This is a genomic window from Streptacidiphilus sp. MAP12-33, assembly GCF_041261265.1.
In the GTDB taxonomy this organism is placed as follows: Bacteria; Actinomycetota; Actinomycetes; order Streptomycetales; family Streptomycetaceae; genus Streptacidiphilus.
Genome location: NZ_JBGCCA010000009.1, coordinates 80104 through 99798, shown reverse-complemented (window position 1 = coordinate 99798; position 19695 = coordinate 80104). Strand labels below are relative to the sequence as shown.

Below are 19695 nucleotides of genomic sequence, written 5' to 3'. Positions count from 1 at the left end.
CGTCACAGCCTCCCGGCCTCCCGGAAGCGGCTGAGGATGCGGCGAGTGCGCTCGTGCTGGGGTCGCCGAAGACCTGTTCTAAAGGTGCCTCGCTCCAGGATGACGCCGTCCGCCAGGAAGCAGACCTGGTCGGCGACGTCCTGCGCGAAGGCCGTCTCGTGGGTGGCCAGCACCATGGTGCGGCCCTGCTCCTTGAGGCCGCGGACGACGGAGAGGACCTCGGTCACCAGCTCCGGGTCCAGTGCCGCGGTGATCTGGTTGAGCAGCAGCACGCGCGGCTCGGAGTCGATCGCGCGGACCAGTGCCACGCGCTGCTGCTGGCCGGTGAGGCGGTCCGGGTACTCCTTGGCCTTGGCGGCGAGCCCGAGGCGGTCCAGCAGTTCGAGGGTCTGCTGCTCGGCCCGGGCCCGAGGAACGCGGTGGACCCGGAGCGGGCCGAGGGTGTGATGTGCCTCCCCTCGTAGCGTAGAAACCATGAGTGGACGGGAAGTTGGGAGTCATGGCGGAGAAGAGGCGGAGGTTCGACGCGGAGTTCCGTGAGACATCCGATGCAGTTGATCTGTCAAGCGGCAGCTGGGAGGTCCTGGGTTTGTGGAGGTGAGAACGCGGTGCTCTCGTCGTAGTGGGTGCGTGTGGTGAGGCAGTGGTGGAGACAGCCGAGCAGGCGATTGAAGAGGTTGCGTTGGGCAGCGGTGTGGCGGTCGCCGGCTTCTCGTCTGCGGTCGTAGTGGGCTCTGGCGCCGACTGAGGCGGTGAGCGAGGCGAAGGCCCAGAGGTAGCCGACTGCGGCCAGTCGTTGGTTCTTGACCCGGCGGGCCAGGACCGCGTGGCTCTTGCCGGGCGCCCGGGTGACCGGTGCGGCCCCGGCGAAGGCCTTGAGGCCTCGGGCGTCGGTGAAGCGGGATCGGTCGTCCCCGATCTCGGCGAGCACCCGGGCGCCGGTGAGCGAGCCGAGCCCTGGAAAGCTGGTGATGATCTCGGCGTCCGGGTGTTTCTCAAAAGACTCCACTGCCGCATGGGCGAGGTCGTCCGCGCTGGTGCAGGCGGCCTCCAGCTTGCGGACCAGCGTCACGGTCTGGTGTCCCATCGCCTCTTCGACCAGCGGTAGTTGACGCATGTGAGCGAGTCGGAAAGCTATCCGAAGCCGCTCGGCCTCGGCCTCGATGCCGCGTTGGCGGCCGGCTCGCTTCAGCAGGGCCCGCAACTGGGCGAGGGTGAGCTTGGCGGCCTGCGCCGGGGTAGGCGCCACGGCCAGGATGATGAGGGCCGACGGGGCAGCCAGGCCGTCGCGGGAGGTGAAGGTCGCGAGGGCGGCGGGGAAGTATTCGTGGAGGTGGGAACGGAGTTTGTTGCCGGCCTGGGTGCGGTCCCAGACCGCGTCCTGCTGGGCCCGGGCCAGGATCGCGATCGCCTGGGCCAGTTCGGAGTCCTGGGGCAGCGGGTGGTGGACTGCGGCGTCGGTGCGCAGGATGTTGGCCAGGATCATGGCGTCGAGGTGGTCGGACTTCTTGCGGGCGACCGCGTGCCGGTCGCGGTAGCGGGCGGCGGCCATCGGGTTGATCGCGTAGACCGGACGGCCGGTGGCGCGCAAGCAGGCCACCGGCAGGCCGCGGGAGGTCTCGATGGCCACCGGGATCCGCTTGTCCTCGCTGTCGCCGTGCGCCGCCAGAAGCTCAAGTAACTCGTTGAGGCCTCGAGCGTCGTCGCTGATTCGGGCCCGGGCCACCAGAGCCCCGTCGCTGTCGGTCAGGGCGACATCGTGGTGGTCGCTGGCCCAGTCGATACCGCAGAACACTTTCATCGGCCTCACTCCAGTCCTCTCCCTGGGTGGTGCATTGCTGCTGGTCGCAGCCGTGCAGGGACACGCGTCTCCCTAATGGAAGGGCTCGATGGCCCTGCATCCGATTAGCCGTTCGTGACCCCAGCGACTGGCAGGGCCCTCGGGTCTTCCTGGGAGCTCGCGGGCTCCCGGCACGGTGAGAGGTAGCCCCTGTCAGTGGCTCAGACCACCAACATCAACGATCTGATCATCGGATCGGACACGTTTGCAGACTGCGGCGAATGCATGCGATGGGAGTGGACGGGGCCGGGGACCGACTCTCACGACAGGGGTCCCGCCCCAGGGGGCTGTTACGGCTCTCCCGACACCGACCGCCGCCACCACCACCACATGCGCCAACGAGACGGGTGCGACCGAACCAGTCTGGAACAAGAGCTCGTCGGCCCTGGGCTTGGTCGGGTCTCAGCTTGACTCTGTCGGGGATCTTGTGATTTTCGGGACGCCGGACGTGATCGCGTGTTCCGGTGGGATCGTGCATATGCGTCTCACCAGAGGTGGCCTGGATGTCCATCCGTCCAAGTTCGGGTCGACAGGTTCCGGAGCTTACGGCCCGCGTCGCCCGTGCCAGCAACCCCAACGGCACTCCGGCCATGTGGATCCGGGACCGTTTGGACGGACTGTGGGGCGACGAGGACTTCGCACAGTGGTATCCCCGGGACGGGCGGCCGGGCCTGTCACCGGCCCAGCTGGCCACCGTCTGCGTGCTGCAGTTCCTGCTTGACCTCTCCGACCGGCAAGCCGCCGAGGCCGTTCGCTGCCGGATCGACTTCAAGTACGCGCTGGGACTGGAGCTGGACGACCCGGGCTTCCACCACAGCGTGCTGGCCGACTTCCGCGACCGCCTGACCGAGGAGGGCCGCGCGGACCACCTGCTGGACCTGGCCCTGACCAGGCTGAAGGACGCGGGCCTGGTCACCGGACGCGGGCGCCAGCGCACCGACTCGACCCACGTCCTGGCCGCTGTCCGCGACCTGACTCGACTGGAACTCATCACGGAGGCCATGCGCGCGGCGCTGGAGGAACTTGCCCGCACCGCCCCCGAACGGCTTGTGGGCCTGGTCACCGAGGACTGGGGCAAGCGCTACGGTCGCCCGGTGCGACTGGGCAAGAACCCCACTCACCCCGCGACCAGGATCAAGAACACCGGCCGCGACGCCCGCTTGCTGCTCGAGCATGTCCATCGCAACGTCCCCGGCTTACGCCCGGGACCGCGGGTCCAGGCACTTCGCCGGATCTTCCTGCAGAACTACCAGGTCAACGCCGCAGGCACGCTCCGCTGGCGCACCGGCGAGGACGGTGGACTGCCGCCTTCGGCCGCCGCTGTCGTCTCCGCCTACGACACGACAGCCCGCTACGCCCGCCGAGGACACGCCACACAATGGACCGGGTTCTTGGCCCACATCAGCGAGACCTGCGACGACGGACAGGTCAACGTGATCACCGACGTGGCCACCGCACCGGCCACCGAGTCCGACGCGCGGGCACTGCCCGGGATCCACGACCGGCTGGCCCACCGCAGACTGCTGCCCGCCGAGCACCTGGTCGACAGCGGCTACACCTCCGTCGTCCACCTGGACCGCGCGGCCCGTGACCACCAGGTGGCGCTGGTGGGCCCCTTGCCCGTCGGCGGCGGCGCCCCCCAGCGTCGCCAGCGGGCCGGCTTCGGACGGGACGCCTTCGATATCGACTTCATCGGCAAGCAGGTCACCTGCCCCAAGGGGCAGGTCAGCCGCAGCTGGTACGGCCCCTACTCGACTTCCTCCAAGAACGCGGCCCCGGTCATCGTGGTCAAGTTCGCCAGGAGCCAGTGCGGCCCCTGCGCCGTCCGTGATCAATGCACCCGCGGTAGTGCCCGGATCGTGGGCTTCCCGCCACAAGAGCTCTTCGATCTGCAGGCCAAGGCACGCGCCGAGGGCCACAGCCCCGCCTGGCGCGAACGCTACTCAACACGGGCCGGGATCGAGGGCACTGTCTACGAGTTCACCCACGGCCACGGCATGCGGCGATGCCGCTACCGCAGCAAGGACAAAGCCCATGTCCAGCACGTCTTGACCGCCATGCCGCCGCCGATACGCCATCGCTGTCAACGTCGAACGCCTCAGCGAACAGTCACCCGTCGCCGAGGTGCACAAGCCCCGCGCTCCACGACCACCAACAGCCTTCCAGGGATTCTTGGACCAGCACGGCATCCCCCGCCTGCACTCATGGCGAGCGGTGAGCGACTGACGGCGGTTCCCAAGATCCCCGACAGAGTCAAGCTCAGAAGCCATTGTCGTACCGATCATGGTGAGCATCGGTTCGACTGGTGCGGCTCGGTCGGGTGATCTTCAGTGGGTGCGCGCATGAAGGTAGGGCCTCCTGGTCAGCTCGGGATTGTCGAAGCCCGAAGCCCAGGAGGCCCTCATGTCTCAGTCTTGCGCTGTCCTGCCCGCGGAGTCCAACTCGGTTCCCCGGTCGTGTGATTGCCTCGCTCACCGGATCGGAAAGGCGGCCGACCATCGCGAACGGGCGCGGACCTATCCGTCCGACATGACGGACGCCGAGTGGGCCGAAGTCCGTGCGTCGCTGCCGGTGCCGGGATGGCTGGAGGGCAGGGGTGGGCAGCCGGAGGGCTACTGCCACCGACAGATGATCGACGCGGTTCGTTACCTGGTCGACAACGGGATCAAGTGGCGGGCCATGCCGGCCGACTTCCCCGTCTTTCTGTGGAATCCGATCCGTCAAGTGGCTCGGTAGATCCTGCTGGTCGATTTGTGTTGGCCGATTGGGCAGACGGCCGAGAGACTCAGGCTGTGGACATGGGGATCTCTGGTTTCGAGCCGTCCTTTCTGGTCGGGTTCGAGGCGATTCGGCAGGCGCACGGATCACGGCTGGCGAAGTTCGCCGGTAGGCGGCTGACTGGCTTCGCCGTGGTGCGTTTCGCCGAGGACGGGGACTGGTGTCAACGAGACCACGCTGGCGACCTGGGTCTCGCGCGCGCCGCAGGCCGGTGCCGCCCGGTCCGGGGAGAGCGAGGAGCTGGCGCGGTTGCGTCGGGAGAACCTGCAGCTCAAGCGGGACAACAAGGAGCTGGCGATGGAGCGTGCTGTGCTCAAACGCTTCATGGTCCTGTGGGTGAAGTAGCTGCGGCGGACCCGGCGGCGCTCGTCGGGGCGATCAGCGACCAGAGGACCGAGTACGACATCCCGCACACCGTCGCCTGCCGCGCGCTCGGCGTGTCCCAGGCGTGGTTCTACAAGTGGCGATGCAGACCGGCCGAGCCGACGAAGTGCGAGGTCAGGAGAGCGGCACTGGAGGAGCGGATTACGTACTTCTTCGGTGAGTCCGGTTTCCCGTCGCTGCCTGGGCTATGCGATGGGCGAGCGGCACGACGTCGCTCTGGTCTGTGCGTCCCTGAGGATGGCGGTCGCCACCCGGGGCGGCGAGGTGGGCGGCGTGATCTTCCACGGCGAGGCGTACAACGGCCTGTGCGACAGGTTGGGCGTGGTGCAGTCGGTGGGGCGTGTGGGCCCGGCGCTGGATAATGCCGCCGCCGAGAGCTTCAACTCGCTGATCAAGGTCGAGTACATCCACCGGCAGCACTTCACCACGCGTGACCAGGCCCGGATCAAGATCGCCCCCTGGATCACGGACTTCTACAACACCCGCCGCAGGCATACCTCGGCAGCTGGCCATCCACCCGCCGAGCTCGAACGGACCATCAGCAACGCGCGCGCCGACCACTTTCAGGCAGGACCGAACCGCGTAATGAAGGTCTCTACGGATTCGAGGGGATGGACAGTGATGCTGTCCAGCAGCGTTGATGTGTGGGCACAGATTGTACGGCTCGAAAAGGACGCTGATCCGCCGCTGGAAGCTTGGCGGATTCAGGGCCGGTCATGGCTGTTGGCCGGGTCCGTTTCCCCCTGGGAACGGCCCGGCCGTAGGTCACTCATTCCCTTGGTGGCTCAGGGCCGCGGCCGGGATGTCGAGTCGGCGTCAGTTGTGCACGTTGAGGATGTGCTGCGCCGAGTAGTCCAGCTGCTTCCACACGCCCGCGCGCGGGTGCGAGTAGAGCGACAGGCGAAGGTCGTAGGTGCCGACCGGCCAGCCGCCCGCAGCCGCCTTGCCGCCGAAGTAGGCGGTGCGGCCGGAGTGGCGCGGGTCGCAGAGGATGGTCTGCCACGAGCTCCAGTGGCCGCGGTAGAGCACGCGGCCCTGCAGGCAGAGCTCCGGCGTGCTGGTGCGGGAGTCGTAGCCCTTGCCAGTCTGGTAGAACACGGTGTGGGCCTTCACGCTGCTCGGGACCGAGAGCGTGACGTAGTGCGAGGCGGCCGACGTGGCCGGAGCGGCGTTCGCGGCGACCGCGGTGCCGGCGACGGTGGCGACCGCGACGGCGGCCACGGCGGCGGCGCGCATGACAGTGCGCATGCTGAATCCCCCCATAGATGTGGTTGTTCGTCATGATCCGTGCGGCAAGGAGAGCCCACGAATCATCAGGGGCAAAGCTAGCTCACAGCCGGGTCGGGCCGCACCTCGGTTCGGGGATGATCCAGGTGTTCCCGATCACCGCTTCGGCGGTGCCTGCGGCCGGTACCAGTGCTGATGCGGTTCGAGGGGTGGCCGCGGTGGCCGCGGACGGCGCCGACGGGGCGGCAGATCGCCCTCGCGGCGCGCCCGGTGGACGATCAGACCCAGCCAGCCCAGACCCATCGCCGCGACCAGGACCAGCCCGAGCGTGGAGAAGAACGCGAACAGCTCCACCTGGTTCTGCGTCGGGCTCGGCAGGTAGCCGAGCTCGAAGACGGCCCGCTGCCAGCGCGTCTCCGTCAGCCGGCCGACGATCCAGGTCGCGACCGAATGGCTGCTGTCCCACAGGGCGTGCAGGACGGAGACGCCCAGAAAGGTCAGGACGACGGGCAGGTTGAACCGGAACCGGCCGTTGCCGCGCCGTTCGTGGAAGAGCACGGCCCCGAGGATCGCCGTCCACAGGCCGTGGCCGACCGGGGCCAGGACGCCCCGCAGGATCTCGGTGGAGACCAGGTCCCGCAGCGAGTAGCCGTGTTCGGTCAGCACCGCGTTGAAGGCGTAGCCGGCGCTCTCGAACGCGGCGAAGCCGAAGCCCACCGTCGCGCCCAGCACCAGGCCGTGCCGGACCCCCGCGGCGGGCGCGCGACGGGTGAGCAGGATCAGCGCCCAGGCCTTGACGGCCTCCTCGATCAGCCCGATCCCCAGATAGAGCCAGAGCGACGACTCCAGCAGGTAGTACTCCAGCAGTGAGGCGCCGAGCACGCCGATGATCCCGCCGACCGCGAAACAGGAGACGATCCTGTCGGTGCCGAGATCCTGGCCGTACCGCTCGTGCGCCCAGACCACGAAGCTGCCCGGCACCAGGAAGCTGCCCAGCAGCACCACGGTCGGCAGCAGGTTGTGGTTGCCCGTCCAGTAGGTGACGACCACGCTGGCCACCCACAGCGCCAGGCCGGAGAGGAAGCAGGTGCGCCAGCGGTGGGTGCGCATGGTCGGACCTCCGGGCGACTGGACCTCCTTCTCTTTCTGCCATATTTCCGGCCAAACCGCAGCCTTCCGCCCAGTCGCCCCGGGGGAACCAAACATGTCGCTTACAGGGCGTTCCTATAGATTCGGCCTGTGAGGAGCAATCGGCCCGGCCCGCGGACGGGCGCCTCCGCGCCGTCGGCGCCGGTGCCGCTCGACGACGGTGCCGCGCTGCTGGGCCTGCCGATGTGGCAGCGGCTGCTGCCGGTCGGCGGTGCGATGGCCGCGGTCTGCGCGGTCGACCTGCTCTCCGGTCGGGACACCTACCTGGCCTCGCTGATGTCCGTCGTCCCGCCGTTGGCCGCGTTGCTGCTGTTCCCGATGGAGGTGGTGATCAGCAGCTGTCTGGGCCTGCTGCTGATGGTCGGGCTCACCCGCTACGACGGCCTGGGCGACGCCGAGGCGCGCCGTCTTTTCGAGGGCACCCTGGTGGCGTACGCGGCGCTCACTCTCGCGGCGGTGTTCATCTCGCACTTCCGGATCGTCAGAACGCGGCACCTGGTGGCGGTCCGCACTGTTGCCGAGGCCGCGCAGCTGGCCCTGCTGCCGCCGCCCGAACCCGAGGTCGGCCCCGTGCGGGTGGCCGCGCGCTACGTCTCGGCGGCGGATCTGGCCCAGATCGGCGGCGACCTCTACGCCGTCCTGGAGACCCCTTTCGGTGTCCGTGCGCTGATCGGCGACGTGCGGGGCAAGGGCCTGCCGGCCGTGCGGATGGCGTCGCTGGTGCTGGGCGCGTTCCGCGAGTCCGCCTACGACGAGCCGGAGCTGACGGGCGTGGCCCGGCGGCTGGAGCGGAGTGTGGCCAGGCACGCGGTCTCCGGGGAGTTCACCACCGCGCTGCTGGTGCAGTTCGAGCCGCCGGGCACGATCGAGCTGGTCCACTGCGGCCACGTGCCGCCGCTCCGGGTCGCGGCGGACGGCACCGCGACGACACTCGACCCGCCGGATCCCTGGGTCCCTCTGGGCCTGGCCCAGCTGGCCGGGGGCAAGCCCCAGCCGTGGCTCGAACGGTTCGCCCCCGGTGACAGGCTTCTGCTGTGCACCGACGGCGTGGTCGAGGCCCGCGGCGCCGACGGCTCCTTCTACCCCCTGGCCGAGCGCCTTCCCGCGCTGGTCGGCGCGGCCGACGGCGACCTGGCGGCGGCGCTCGCCGCGGTCCACGCGGACGTCGTCCACGTCACGGGCGGCCCCCTCCGCGACGACGCCGCCCTGATGCTGCTCTCCTGGGCGGACCCGCCCTGAGGCAGCGAAGCTGCCTTCAGGGGCGCGAGGCCCTGCTCAGTCAACCAACTGCGGGCGCGAGCAACCACCGGCGTTCGGATGGCCCTGCGCGCCCCGGACCATCCGCATGTCAGTGGCTTGTCGCGCCCATGCAGGGGACACCTTCCAGCCGAAGGCCGGGGGAGGAGCCGCACGTCGGCAGAGCCCCGTGCCCCTGGACGGTGCAACCGGCTGTGGGCAGGGAAGGCGAACGAACGGGGCCCGCGCCGCCGCCGGAGGCGGTGGGTGCGGGCCCCGAGGGCGTCAGCGGACCGGGAGGAGCTGGGTGCCGTCCTTGTGGACGGCGACCAGGGCGGTCGGGTCCAGGCCGAGGAGGGCCAGGATGGTCGGGGCGATCTGCTTGGTCTGGACCGCCTGGTTGTCGACGACCTGGCGCGGCGCGAACGCGCCGCTGATCACCAGCGGGACGTCGAGGTCGTCCGCGTGGGCGCCACCGTGCTCGGCGACCTTGCCGGTGCCGCCGGTGTAGACGACGCCGTACTGGGCGATGCCGAAGATGTCCGGGACGCGGGCGTCACCGGGCTTCACACCGAAGTACTTCGCCGCCTCGGCGCCCGCGTAGACCTTGGAGAGGCCGCTCTGGGTGAACGCCTTCGGCGCCTTGTTGATGTCGGTGCCGTTGCCGTGCTGCGCGAGCAGGTAGGACTTGGCGAAGTCCGTCGCCGCCGCGGAGCGGTCGTTCAGCCAGATCAGCATGCCGTCGTCGTCCACCGCGTGGGCGACCAGGTCGCCTGCGGTCGGGTGGAGCTTCTTCCAGGCCGCGTTCAGGCCGTCCAGCAGCGGGCCGTCGTCGATGCGGTTCAGCGCCTTCGGGTCGGTCGGCGACTGGCCGTGCTTCGCGGACAGGATGATCGTGGTCACCTTGTCCAGGTGCCGCTTCTTCAGCTCGGCGACCATGCGGCCGATCTCGCTGTTGACGAAGTCGAGGTTCTTGATCACGAGCGGGCCGGGCACGTTCTTGGAGACGTAGCCACCCTGCAGGCCGTCCGAGGTGGGCAGCTTCTCCGCCGTGGAGACGGCCTGGAAGTTCATGCCGAAGATCGACGGCGTGCCGACGCGGTCGGTGCGCTGGTGGTTGAAGCCGTCGATCTCGTTGAGGACGGCCTGCACCTTGTAGGTGTCGTACTGCTCGGTGGCCTTGTTGTCCGTGGTCCAGTCGTTGCCGGCCGGGTAGCCGTTCGCGTCCGAGTTGATCTCCGGGGTGAACAGGTCGTCGATACCGGTGCCCGTCGGGCCGTTCAGGATGTCGTAGGCCGCGTGCTTGTCGGCCCAGGCGGTGCGCAGGCCGGCGTCCTGGGCCACCTCGAAGATGGTGTTGGCCTCCAGGTAGGAGTGCGGGTAGACCGGCTTGCAGGTCTTCGGGTCGACCGGCAGCTTGCTCGGGTCGATCAGGCTCTGCGGGGTGCCGGTCATCTGCAGGATCGAGCCCGGGAGGCCCTTGAGGCCCTGGCCGGCGTCGATGCTGGCCTTGTTCCTGTCCAGGTCCTCGGTGAAGTCGATCTCGACACCGGGCTTGACGCCCTTGCAGTTCGTGGTGCCGGCCGGCAGCAGCTTCGCGTTCCAGGTGTCGTCGTAGTAGACGCCGGTGGTGCCGGGGCCGCCACCGGTGACCTGGGCGACCATGCCGGGGAAACTGTCCGACGGCGTGGTGGTGCCGGCGTGGGTGTACTCGGTGCCGTTGCCGACCAGGCGCGCGAGCGCGGAGCCCGGGTGGGCGGCGATGTAGAACGCGAGGTCCGACTGGTGCAGACCGTCGACCGAGAGCAGCAGCACGTGGCGCAGCTGGCTGGTCGGCGCGCCCTTCAGCGGGGAGGCGACAGCCTGGGCGAAGAAGGCCGCGCCGAGCATGCCGGCGGAGCCGAGCATGGCTGCGAGACGCAGGGTACGTCGGGTCACGGAACTCTCCTCGTCGCGCGCTGTTGCTCGAGTCGTGCAAGTGGTCTGGGCCAGCGCAACGCCCGCGACATGACTAGTGGCCCGGGATGGCTCAACGGGGGACGGTCGTTGAACAGCGGACGACCAACGGGAGCTCTTACCAGCTCCTTGTCGTCGTGTCGCGGCTTCTCCGGTGAGCCGTTCGGGCTTGCCGAGCACCTTCTGAGGATATGTCGAGCGATGGGCCGAATTGGTTAACGCCGGGCAGGAGACAGGGATGTTCCAGCTGAGACCTCCGGCGGCGCCCAGCCTGTGGTAGCCCACGTGGTGGTCCGCCGCACGACCGTCGGACGGATGGGAAAGCCTGGCCGGTCGGGGGTGGTCGACCTGTCGGTGGGCCGTCCTATGCTGGCGCGATGGCTGCCCTCGACACCGCTACCGGCGGGCCCGGGACCCACGCCGCCGGCACCACGCCGCGCGACGCGTGGCTCTGCGCCACGCTGCTGCTGACGCTGGGTTCGCTGCTGGGCGCCGCGCTGGCCGCGCCGCCCACCGGACAGGGCGCGGGCGCTGCCCTCGGCGGCCTGCTCTTCCTCGGCTCCTCGGTGCACGTGGCCAGCAGCGCCTGGTTCGCCACCGTGCCCGAGGTCCGGCGCTTCATGGCGGCCCGGCGCGCCCGCTACGTGGTGGCACCGCTCGCCCTGGTCGGGGCGATGGCGGTGCTCGGCGCCGTGGTGCCGCAGGGGCCGTTCGCGCTGCTGCTGCTCGCCTTCTTCGCCTGGCAGTTCTTCCACTTCCAGAAGCAGAACCTGGGCCTGGCCGCGCTGGCCTTCACCGCCTACGGCGTGGGCCCGCTGCGCCGGGGCGAGCGGCTGGCCATCACCGCCTCCGGCGTGCTCGGCACGTTCGGCCTGGTCTGCCGTCCGGTACTGCTGGGCCTGGGCGGTTCGGTGCCGCGCCTGGGAGCGCTGTTCCCCCTGGCCGCCGGGCTCTTCGCCGCCGCGGTCGGGTACGGCGCGGTGGAACTGCTGCGCCGCCGCGCGCGGGAGCGTCCGTGGCAGGTGGCGGTGTTCTACGTCACCGCGCTCGGCTTCTTCCTGCCGGTCTTCCTGTTCGACGCCCCGTATGCCGCCGTCGCCGGGCTGACGATGGCGCACGGCTTCCAGTACCTGGTGATGATGGGCCTGGTGGCCGGGGGCGGGCCCGGCGACCGGATACCCAGGCTGATCTCGGTGGCGCTGCTGGTCAACGTGGCGCTGCTGCTCGGCCTGCTGCTCAACCTCACCTCCCACCTGCACACCGGAGGCCCCGCGGAGCGGGCGCTCTACGGGGCCTACCTGGGTGCGGTGATGGCGCACTTCGTCGTGGACGCGGGCCTGTGGCGGCTGCGGGACGCGTTCCCCCGCGCCTTCCTGCGGGAGCGGCTGCCCTACCTGTTGGGCTGAGTCGCCGCCGGGCCCGCGCCGCCGCAGCCGCCGACCGCGCTCGCGGCTGCGCCGAAGAACAGCACGAGGCCGACCGCGAGCCCGGCCAGCGCCACCAGCGAGACCAGTACGGCGAGCGCCGCCTTGCGGCCGCGCCGCCGCGCGGCGTCCTCGCGTGCCTGTGTCCCGCCCACCTGTTCCTCGCTCGCCCCGTCGGGAGCGGGCAGGGTGTCCGTCCAGGTCGTGTCCGTCGTCATGCCCCTTGGACGTGGCTGGTCACCCGTGGGTTCCCCTGCCGGGTAACGATTATGACGTGAGGTCAGTAGCGGGCGCCGGTCGGGGCCGGGAGGGCGTCGAGCTCGGCGAGGTCCGCCGTGCTCAGGGTCAGCGCCGCCGCGCCCGCGTTGTCGACGAGGTACTTCGGCGTCTTGGTGCCGGGGATCGGCACGACATACCGCCCCTGGGCCAGCACCCACGCGAGCGCGACCTGCGCCGACGTCGCGCCGTGGCGCTCCGCGACGGCCTTCACGGTGTCGACGATCGCCTGGTTGGCGACCAGCGCGTCCGCCTGGAAGCGCGGCAGCGTGGCGCGCCAGTCGTCGGCCGGCAGATCCTGCGCGCCGGAGAAGCGCCCGGCCAGGAAGCCCCGTCCCAGCGGGGAGAACGGCAGGAAGGCGATGCCCTGGCTCTCGCAGCGGGGCAGCACTTCCGCCAGCGGGTCGCGGGTCCACAGCGACAGCTCCGACTGGACCGAGGCCACCGGGTGCACCGCCTGCGCGCGCTCGATCTCCGCCACGCCGACCTCGGAGAGCCCGATCGCGCGGGCCTTGCCGGCGGCGACGGCCTCCGCCATCGCGCCCCAGGACTCCTCGATCGGCACCTCGGGGTCCACCCGGTGCAGCTGGTACAGGTCGACGTGGTCGGTGCCGAGCCGCCGCAGGCTCGCGTCGATCGCGGCGCGGATGTGCTCCGGCCGCGCGTTCCGGTCCAGTGCGGCCGAGCTGCCGCGCAGACCGCCCTCCGGCAGGACCAGGCCGACCTTGGTGGCCAGTACGGCCCGCTCGCGGTGTCCGCCGGCCAGCGCCCGGCCGACCAGTTCCTCGTTGGTGAACGGCCCGTACACGTCGGCGGTGTCGATCAGCGTGACGCCCAGGTCCAGTGCCTGGCGGATGACGCCGACGGAGGCCTCGTCGTCGCGTCCGCTGGGGTCGTAGGCATGGGACATGCCCATGCAGCCCAGGCCGACGACGCCGACCTCGGCGCCGCCCGCGCCGAGCGTGGTGGTGCGCACGCTGTTGTTCTCGCTGCTCATCTGCGGTGATCCCCCTGGTGCGGATGGTTTGTGATCAACGATAGTTGAGCACCTCAATTTCGCGGACGTAGACTCGCTCCATGAGCACCAGCAAGGCCGACCTGATGGACGTGATCGCGGCCGTCGGCGGCGCGTACTACCAGGACTTCGCCGTCGTCGCCGCACGGCACGGGCTGACGCCCGTCCAGGCCAAGGTGTTGGGCGCGGCGGTCCGCGCGCCGCTGCCGATGCGCGCCCTGGCCGAGGCGCTGGTCTGCGACGCGTCCAACGTCACGGGCATCGTCGACCGGCTGGAGGCCCGCGGCCTGGTCCGCCGCGAGGCCGGCCCGCAGGACCGCCGAGTCAAGATCGTCACGGCGACCGAGGACGGCCGCGCGGCCATCCTTGCCGTCCGCGAGGACATGAAGTCCGTCCACGACGCGCTGGACCGCCTCGACGAGCAGGAGCGCGGCACCCTGCACGAGATCCTGCAGAAGCTGCTGCCGGAGCTCAACCAGGCGACCGGCTGAGCCCCCGCGGCCCGGCCCGGTGTCGGACCCCCTGGCTACGATCCCGCCCATGAGCATGATCGGAGAGTACGTCCGGCTGACCCCCGCCGAGCTCGACCGGGCCCTGGGAGACCCGGACTGGGCGTACGGGTTCGTCCAGCAGCTGATGGACGCGGCGGACGCGGGTGCCCGCCGCCTCGACGTGGACAAGGCCTGGGACTCCCTCGACCACCTGCTGCGCCGGATCGGGTTCCCCGTCGACGTCGTGCACGGTGAGGACGAGATCCAGAACGCCGGTGACTGGGGCTACGGGCCGCCGAGCTACCTCACCCCGGAGCAGGTCGGCGTCGCGGCCGAGGCGTTGGCGGCGCTGTCGGGGGAGGCGCTCGTCGCCGGTGTCGCGGCGGAGGAGCTGACGGGCGACGAGCACTACCCGAACCTCGCGGCGCAGGAGGTGCCGTCGTGGCTGACGTACGTCGTCCACCACTTCGAGGCGCTCGCCGCGTTCCTGGGTGCGGCGGCCCACGCGGGTGACGGCGTGCTGCTCTGGGTGGACTGACGCGACGTCACTGCGGGAACGCGGGCAGCGCCGTCTCGAAGAGCCACTCCTGCAGCAGGTCGTCCACCGGCACGGCGGCATACCTGCGGACGTGGGCGAGGAACGCCTCCGTGGTCACCAGGGAGTGGCGGTGCAGGCGGGTCCAGTCCCGCAGCATCCGGACGAAGGCCTCGTCCCCCAGCACCACGCGCAGCGCGTGCACGGTGACCCCGCCCCGCTGGTAGAGGCGGTCGTCGAACATCAGGCGGCGGCCCGGGTCCGCGAGGCGGAGGTCCTGGGGCAGCGAGGCGAGCAGCTGGTAGGCCTTCGCGGCGCGCTCCGCCGCCGGCGCCGCGCCCGAGGCCTCGGACCAGAGCCACTCCGCGTACTTCGCGAAGCCCTCGTTGAGCCAGATGTGCCGCCAGTCCGCCACCGAGAGGCTGTTGCCGAACCACTGGTGCGCCAGCTCGTGCGCGACCATCCGCTCGGACTGCCAGCCGGGCTCCAGATGGTTGGTGCCGAAGGTGGCCATCGCCTGCGCCTCGACGGGGACGTCCAGCTCCTCGTCGACCACGACGGCGGTGTAGCGGTCGAAGGGGTAGGGGCCGAACAGCTCCTGGAAGAGCCCCATCATCTCCGGCTGCCGCGAGAACGCCGCGGCGAACGCGGGCACCCGCGCGTGCGGGGCCCAGCCGTACTGCGGCACGCCCTCGGCGTCCGGGTCGTCCAGGCGAATCTGGTGCAGCGGGCCGATCGCGACGCCGACCAGGTAGCTGGAGGTCGGCGCCGGCTGGTCGTAGACCCAGGTCGTGCTGGAGGACTTCACCGTGCGGGTCAGCAGTCTGCCGCCGAGGACGACCGCGTAGGGCGAGGGCGTGGTCAGTGAGATCTGGTAGGAGGCCTTGTCCCCGGGACGGTCGTTGCACGGGTACCAGGAGGGCGCGCCGATCGGCTGGCTGGCGACGAGCGCGCCGTCGTCCAGCTCCTCCCAGCCGATGCCGCCCCAGGGGCTGCGGACCGGCTTCGGATTGCCGGTCCAGTGCACCTCGACGGTGAAGGCGGTCCCGGGTGCCAGCGGCTTGGCCGGGCGGACGCGCAGCTTGCCGGCGCGGTGCGCGTAGTGCGGGGCCTTGCCGTTGACCAGGACCCGGCCGAGCCGGAACCCGGCCGCCAGGTCCAGGGTGAACTCGGCCAGCTGGCCGCCGCCCTCCGCCGCTATGGCGTTCAGGCGGGCGGTGCCGGAGAGGCGGTTGGGCTCGGGCCGGTAGTCCAGGTCCAGCTCGTAGCGGTGCACGTGGTAGCGCGGGTCGCCGCTGGTGGGGAAGTACGGGTCGGTCTCGGGCACACCGGTGCCCCCACTGCCGCCCGCTCTTCCCGTTCCGCCCGCCGCCTGCTGCTGGGCCTGTCGGGGACTCACCGGTGTTCCGCTCCCTGCCGCCGTGCCTTCGGTACCGTGCCCTGGCTCGGACGGGTCAGTCCTGCCAGGCCTCGATCGGGTTGCCGAGCCAGCGGGTGTCCGCCGGCACCGACTCGCCGCCCATGACCAGGGAGGCGGGACCGAGGGTGGTCCGGGCCCCGACCCGGCTGCCGGGGAGCACGATGCCACCCGGACCCAGGGTGGCCCCTTGATCGAGAACCACAGTATCCATGCGCATGATCCGGTCATGGAAGAGATGCGTCTGCAACACGCAACCACGGTTGACGCTGACGCCCTCCCCGAGCGTGACCAGGTCGGACTCGGGCAGCCAGTAGCTCTCGCACCACACACCCCGGCCCACGCCCACGCCGAGCGCGCGCAGCCAGGCGTTCATCACCGGCGTGCCCGGCATCCGGCCGACCAGCCACGGCACGGCCAGCACCTCGACGAAGGTGTCCGCCAGCTCGTTGCGCCAGACGAAGCCGCTCCACAGCGGGTGGTCCACCGCCTTGAACCGGCCGACCAGCAGCCACTTCGCCGCGACGGCCACGGCCGCCGCGAGCAGGCCGGAGGCGAGCAGGACCAGGCCCGCCAGAGCGGCCGCGTCCGCCTGCCACAGCGCGTACAGCGCGGCGCCGGTCAGCACCGCCAGCGCGGCGGAGCAGAAGACGGGGACCAGCCGGCAGAGCTCGACCAGGCCGCGTGCCCACAGCAGCCGGGTGGGCGGGTCGTAGGTGAGGCCCTCGTCGCCCTGGTTGGCGGCGCGCGGGAGCCGCACCGGGGGCAGGCCCAGGTAGGAGGAGCCCTTCTTGGCCTTCTTCGGCGTCGCGGACAGCACGCCGACCAGGCCGCCGTCCGGGACGGAGCGGCCGGCGCCGGTCATGCCGGAGTTGCCGAGGAAGGCCCGGCGGCCGATCTCGGCCCGGCCGATCCGCAGCCAGCCGCCACCGAGCTCGTAGGGCGCGGTCAGGGTGTCGTCGGCCAGGAACGCGTCCTCGCCGACGGTGGTCAGGCTCGGCAGCGCGAGGACGGTGGAGATCTCGGCGCCGCGGCCGACCTTCATGCCGAGCAGCCGCAGCCAGACCGGGGTGACCAGGCCCGCGTAGAGGGGGAAGAGCACGTCGCGGGCGGCGTCCATCAGCTGGCTGACCGTCCACGCCTGCCAGCCGACGCGGCTGTGCACGGGGTGGTGCCCGGTGGTCAGGCCGACGCTGAGCAGCCGGACGCCGGCCAGCACCAGCAGCGCGTAGGTCGCGCCGTAGGCCAGGGCGGCGGGGACGACGGCCAGCAGCGCGCCGCGCAGGGCCGCGCCGCCGCCGTCCGCCGGGTGCACGAACTGCGCGGCGACCAGCGCCGCCGGGAGTGCCGCGAGGAACGGCAGCAGGGTCAGGAAGGCGCCGCTGGCGCCGTAGGCGGCGGACCAGCGCAGCCGGCGCGGCGGGCGGCGCTTGGGCCAGGCGTGGTCGGCCTTGCCGAGTTTCTCGGCCGGCACGCCGGCCCAGCGCTGGCCCGTCGGGATCTGGCCGGTGACGCCGGAGCCGGGCATGACCTCGGCGCGCTTGGCGACCCGCGCGCCCGGGAAGAGCACGGTGCGGGTGCCGACGACGGCCTGCGAGCCGATCTTGATCGCGCCGACCTCCAGCCGGTCCCCGTCCAGCCACCAGCCGGACAGGTCCACCTCGGACTCGACCGCGCAGCCGCGCCCCAGCTTGAGCAGGCCGGTGACGGGCGGCAGCGAGTGCAGGTCCACGTCCTCGGCGATGCGGGCGCCCAGCGCCCGGCCGTAGCGGATCAGCCAGGAGCCGGACAGCTCGGTCGCGCCGCTGAACTCCGCGAGCCGCTCCGCCGTCCACAGCCGCAGGTGCGCGGAGCCGCCGCGCGGGTAGGTGCCCGGGGTCAGTCCGCGCAGCAGCAGCCTGGCTCCGCCCGCCGCGACCGCGATCCGGCCGGGCGGGGTGAACAGCAGCAGTGCGGCGGGGCCGACCAGCCACCACGAGGTTGTCGGTGCCCAGGTGTAGTTTCCGAACCAGTGCAGGACGCCTGCCAGGGCGAGCAGGGCGGTCGTCCAGCGCAGTCCGACCAGGGTGAGGAGCGGCACGAGCAGCGCCAGTTGGATCGCCTGAGCGCGGCGCGGTGTCGGGGAGATGTCACGCTGCTCGCCGCCGCCGCGCGCCGAGCGGTCCAGCAGCTTGGCCAGCTTGCGCAGCGTTGGGTGCGCGTAGACGTCGAGGACGGCCACGGAGGGGTAGCGCTCGCGCAGCAGCGTGGCCAGGCGGGCGGCGGCCAGGCTCCCGCCGCCGATCGCGAAGAAGTCGTCCTGGTGGCTCATGACCGGCACGCCGAGGATCTCGGTCCAGCGTTCGGCCAGCCACGCCTCGGTGCCCTCGAAGCGCTCGGCGGGCTCGTCCTGCCCGGCGTCGGGCAGCGGCCAGGGCAGCGCGTTGCGGTCGACCTTGCCGGAGGTGCGCGTCGGCAGGTCGTCCACGACGGCGAGGACGGGGACGAGGGCTGCGGGCAGCTCCTTGCGCAGCCGCTCGACGGCCTCGGCGCGGTTCCACTCGGCAGTGGTCACCACGTAGCCGACGAGCAGCTGGTTGCCGCCGCGCGCGGTGCGGACGGCGGCGGCCGCGCCCGCGACGCCGGGCAGCGCCTGCAGCGCGGCGTCGACCTCGCCCAGCTCGATGCGCCGGCCGCCGAGCTTGACCTGCTCGTCGGCGCGCCCGAGGAAGACCAGGCCCTCCGCGTCCGCGCGGACCAGGTCGCCGCTGCGGTACGCCCGTTCCCAGCCGAGTGAGGCCACCGGGGCGTACTTCTCGGCGTCCTTGGCCGGGTCGAGGTAGCGGGCCAGGCCCAGCCCGCCGATGACGAGCTGGCCGGAGCCGCCCATCGGCACGGGCTGCTCCTGCTCGTCGACGACGGCGAGCTCCCAGCCGTCCAGCGGCAGGCCGATGCGGACCGGCTGGTCGGCCTCCATCAGCGCCGCGCAGGCGACGACGGTGGCCTCGGTGGGGCCGTAGGTGTTCCAGACCTCGCGGCCCTCGGTGACCAGGCGCGCGACCAGCTCCGGCGGGCAGGCCTCGCCGCCGAAGATCAGCAGCCGGACCTCGATGAGCGCCTCGGCCGGCCACAGCGAGGCCAGGGTCGGCACGGTGGAGACCACGGTGATCTCCTGCTCCACCAGCCACGGCCCGAGGTCCGCGCCGCTGCGCACCTGCGCGCGGGGGACGGGGACCAGGCAGGCGCCGTGCCGCCAGGCCAGCCACATCTCCTCGCAGGAGGCGTCGAAGGCGACGGAGAGCCCGGCCATCACCCGGTCCCCGGGCCCGATCGGCTCCTCCTGGAGGAAGAGCGCCGCCTCGGCGTCGACGAAGGCGGCGGCGCTGCGGTGGGAGACGGCGACGCCCTTGGGCTTGCCGGTCGAGCCGGAGGTGAAGATGATCCACGCGTCGTGCTCGACGCCCGGACGGGACGAATCCTGCACGGGCGTGGCGGGCTCGTGCTGACCCGGTGTCGGCTGGTGGAGCGTCAGCTCGTGGTTCGCGCCCAGCACGGCGCGGACCTCGGCCTCGCCGAAGACCAGGGCGGCGCGCTCGTCCGGGTCCTCGAAGTCGACCGGCACGTAGGCCGCGCCGGCGGCGAGGACGGCCAGGATGCCGATGTAGAGGTCGTTGGTGCCGGAGGGGACGCGGACGCCGATCCGGTCGCCGGGCCGGACACCGGCGGCGACCAGCCGCTTGCGCTGCGTCTCGACCGCCGCGGCGAGGGCGCGGTAGCTCAGTTGGTGCCGCCCGTCGTCCAGCGCGGGCTCGTTCGGGTGAGCCCGAACGGTGGCGTCCAGGAGGTCCACCAGGGTGCGCGGCGGAGCACCCGCGCCCGCGCTGAACAGCGCGGTCGGTGCGATGGGTGCGGGCTGAGCGGTGATGGCGGTGGTCATCGGACCTCGTCCCTTGTTGACAAGGGGATCGAGTTTACCGAAACAAGGTGT

The 19695-nt window shown here is 71.4% G+C and carries 13 protein-coding genes and 3 pseudogenes; 7 read left to right on the top strand and 9 right to left on the bottom strand.

From position 1 onward, the window contains the following. Window positions 1–2 precede the first annotated feature (2 nt). Window positions 3–443: pseudogene (locus ABH931_RS11605) on the bottom strand (peptide ABC transporter ATP-binding protein); the annotation flags it as partial. 119 nt (window positions 444–562) lie between these two features. Next, the gene (locus tag ABH931_RS11600; RefSeq protein WP_370112282.1) at window positions 563–1801 is read right to left on the bottom strand and encodes an IS110 family transposase; all 1239 of its coding nucleotides are present in this window, start codon (window positions 1799–1801) and stop codon (window positions 563–565) included. Window positions 1802–2343: 542 nt separating this feature from the next. On the opposite strand from ABH931_RS11600, the gene ABH931_RS11595 reads away from it, so the two are divergent. From ABH931_RS11595 to ABH931_RS11585, 3 genes and pseudogenes are all read left to right on the top strand, one after another. Further along, window positions 2344–4164, top strand: a complete 1821-nt coding sequence (locus ABH931_RS11595; protein WP_370112281.1) for a transposase — start codon at window positions 2344–2346, stop codon at window positions 4162–4164. A 205-nt stretch (window positions 4165–4369) separates the two neighbouring features. Further along, window positions 4370–4537: pseudogene (locus ABH931_RS11590) on the top strand (transposase); the annotation flags it as partial. Between the two features lie 657 nt (window positions 4538–5194). Then, window positions 5195–5515: pseudogene (locus tag ABH931_RS11585) on the top strand (transposase); the annotation flags it as partial. Between the two features lie 303 nt (window positions 5516–5818). Here the strand turns inward: ABH931_RS11585 and ABH931_RS11580 are convergent. Both ABH931_RS11580 and ABH931_RS11575 read right to left on the bottom strand, forming a co-directional pair. Continuing rightward, window positions 5819–6250: a hypothetical protein gene (locus tag ABH931_RS11580; RefSeq protein ID WP_370112371.1), complete on the bottom strand. Its 432-nt coding sequence runs from the start codon at window positions 6248–6250 to the stop codon at window positions 5819–5821. A 135-nt stretch (window positions 6251–6385) separates the two neighbouring features. Next, window positions 6386–7339 (bottom strand): PrsW family intramembrane metalloprotease, encoded by a 954-nt coding sequence (locus ABH931_RS11575; RefSeq protein ID WP_370112280.1) that lies wholly within the window; start codon window positions 7337–7339, stop codon window positions 6386–6388. Between the two features lie 129 nt (window positions 7340–7468). Between ABH931_RS11575 and ABH931_RS11570 the strand changes: the two genes are divergently transcribed. Beyond that, window positions 7469–8617, top strand: coding sequence for a PP2C family protein-serine/threonine phosphatase (locus tag ABH931_RS11570; RefSeq protein ID WP_370112279.1), 1149 nt, complete (start codon window positions 7469–7471; stop codon window positions 8615–8617). 282 nt (window positions 8618–8899) lie between these two features. On the opposite strand, the gene ABH931_RS11565 is transcribed toward ABH931_RS11570, so the two are convergent. Further along, the gene (locus ABH931_RS11565) at window positions 8900–10552 is read right to left on the bottom strand and encodes an alkaline phosphatase family protein (protein ID WP_370112278.1); all 1653 of its coding nucleotides are present in this window, start codon (window positions 10550–10552) and stop codon (window positions 8900–8902) included. A 395-nt stretch (window positions 10553–10947) separates the two neighbouring features. Between ABH931_RS11565 and ABH931_RS11560 the strand changes: the two genes are divergently transcribed. Next, window positions 10948–11976, top strand: coding sequence for a hypothetical protein (locus tag ABH931_RS11560; RefSeq protein WP_370112277.1), 1029 nt, complete (start codon window positions 10948–10950; stop codon window positions 11974–11976). Here the strand turns inward: ABH931_RS11560 and ABH931_RS11555 are convergent. Continuing rightward, entirely contained in the window at window positions 11961–12212 is a 252-nt protein-coding gene (locus tag ABH931_RS11555; protein WP_370112276.1) for a hypothetical protein, read from the bottom strand. The two genes, ABH931_RS11560 and ABH931_RS11555, sit on opposite strands and share 16 nt — an antisense overlap. Window positions 12213–12274: 62 nt before the next feature. After that, a complete protein-coding gene (locus tag ABH931_RS11550) occupies window positions 12275–13267 on the bottom strand; it encodes an aldo/keto reductase (protein WP_370112275.1) in 993 nt (330 codons plus the stop codon). An 80-nt stretch (window positions 13268–13347) separates the two neighbouring features. Between ABH931_RS11550 and ABH931_RS11545 the strand changes: the two genes are divergently transcribed. Further along, complete coding sequence (locus ABH931_RS11545) at window positions 13348–13776, top strand: MarR family winged helix-turn-helix transcriptional regulator (protein WP_370112274.1); 429 nt, start codon at window positions 13348–13350, stop codon at window positions 13774–13776. A 49-nt stretch (window positions 13777–13825) separates the two neighbouring features. Continuing rightward, the gene (locus tag ABH931_RS11540) at window positions 13826–14314 is read left to right on the top strand and encodes a YfbM family protein (RefSeq protein ID WP_370112273.1); all 489 of its coding nucleotides are present in this window, start codon (window positions 13826–13828) and stop codon (window positions 14312–14314) included. Window positions 14315–14321: 7 nt separating this feature from the next. Here ABH931_RS11540 and ABH931_RS11535 read toward each other — a convergent pair whose 3' ends face one another. After that, window positions 14322–15638 carry a M1 family metallopeptidase gene (locus ABH931_RS11535; RefSeq protein WP_370112366.1) on the bottom strand — a complete coding sequence of 439 codons (1317 nt, stop codon included), beginning with the start codon at window positions 15636–15638 and terminating at the stop codon, window positions 14322–14324. A 127-nt stretch (window positions 15639–15765) separates the two neighbouring features. After that, complete coding sequence (locus ABH931_RS11530) at window positions 15766–19644, bottom strand: Pls/PosA family non-ribosomal peptide synthetase (protein WP_370112272.1); 3879 nt, start codon at window positions 19642–19644, stop codon at window positions 15766–15768. Between the last annotated feature and the right edge of the window lie 51 nt (window positions 19645–19695).

What these genes read in the sequence shown, in the direction of transcription:
- ABH931_RS11600 (WP_370112282.1), bottom strand. Translation starts at nt 1,801, where the DNA reads ATGAAAGTGTTCTGCGGTATCGACTGGGCCAGCGACCACCACGATGTC.
- ABH931_RS11595 (WP_370112281.1), top strand. Translation starts at nt 2,344, where the DNA reads ATGTCCATCCGTCCAAGTTCGGGTCGACAGGTTCCGGAGCTTACGGCC.
- ABH931_RS11580 (WP_370112371.1), bottom strand. Translation starts at nt 6,250, where the DNA reads ATGCGCACTGTCATGCGCGCCGCCGCCGTGGCCGCCGTCGCGGTCGCC.
- ABH931_RS11575 (WP_370112280.1), bottom strand. Translation starts at nt 7,339, where the DNA reads ATGCGCACCCACCGCTGGCGCACCTGCTTCCTCTCCGGCCTGGCGCTG.
- ABH931_RS11560 (WP_370112277.1), top strand. Translation starts at nt 10,948, where the DNA reads ATGGCTGCCCTCGACACCGCTACCGGCGGGCCCGGGACCCACGCCGCC.
- ABH931_RS11555 (WP_370112276.1), bottom strand. Translation starts at nt 12,212, where the DNA reads ATGACGACGGACACGACCTGGACGGACACCCTGCCCGCTCCCGACGGG.
- ABH931_RS11550 (WP_370112275.1), bottom strand. Translation starts at nt 13,267, where the DNA reads ATGAGCAGCGAGAACAACAGCGTGCGCACCACCACGCTCGGCGCGGGC.
- ABH931_RS11545 (WP_370112274.1), top strand. Translation starts at nt 13,348, where the DNA reads ATGAGCACCAGCAAGGCCGACCTGATGGACGTGATCGCGGCCGTCGGC.
- ABH931_RS11540 (WP_370112273.1), top strand. Translation starts at nt 13,826, where the DNA reads ATGAGCATGATCGGAGAGTACGTCCGGCTGACCCCCGCCGAGCTCGAC.
- ABH931_RS11530 (WP_370112272.1), bottom strand. Translation starts at nt 19,644, where the DNA reads ATGACCACCGCCATCACCGCTCAGCCCGCACCCATCGCACCGACCGCG.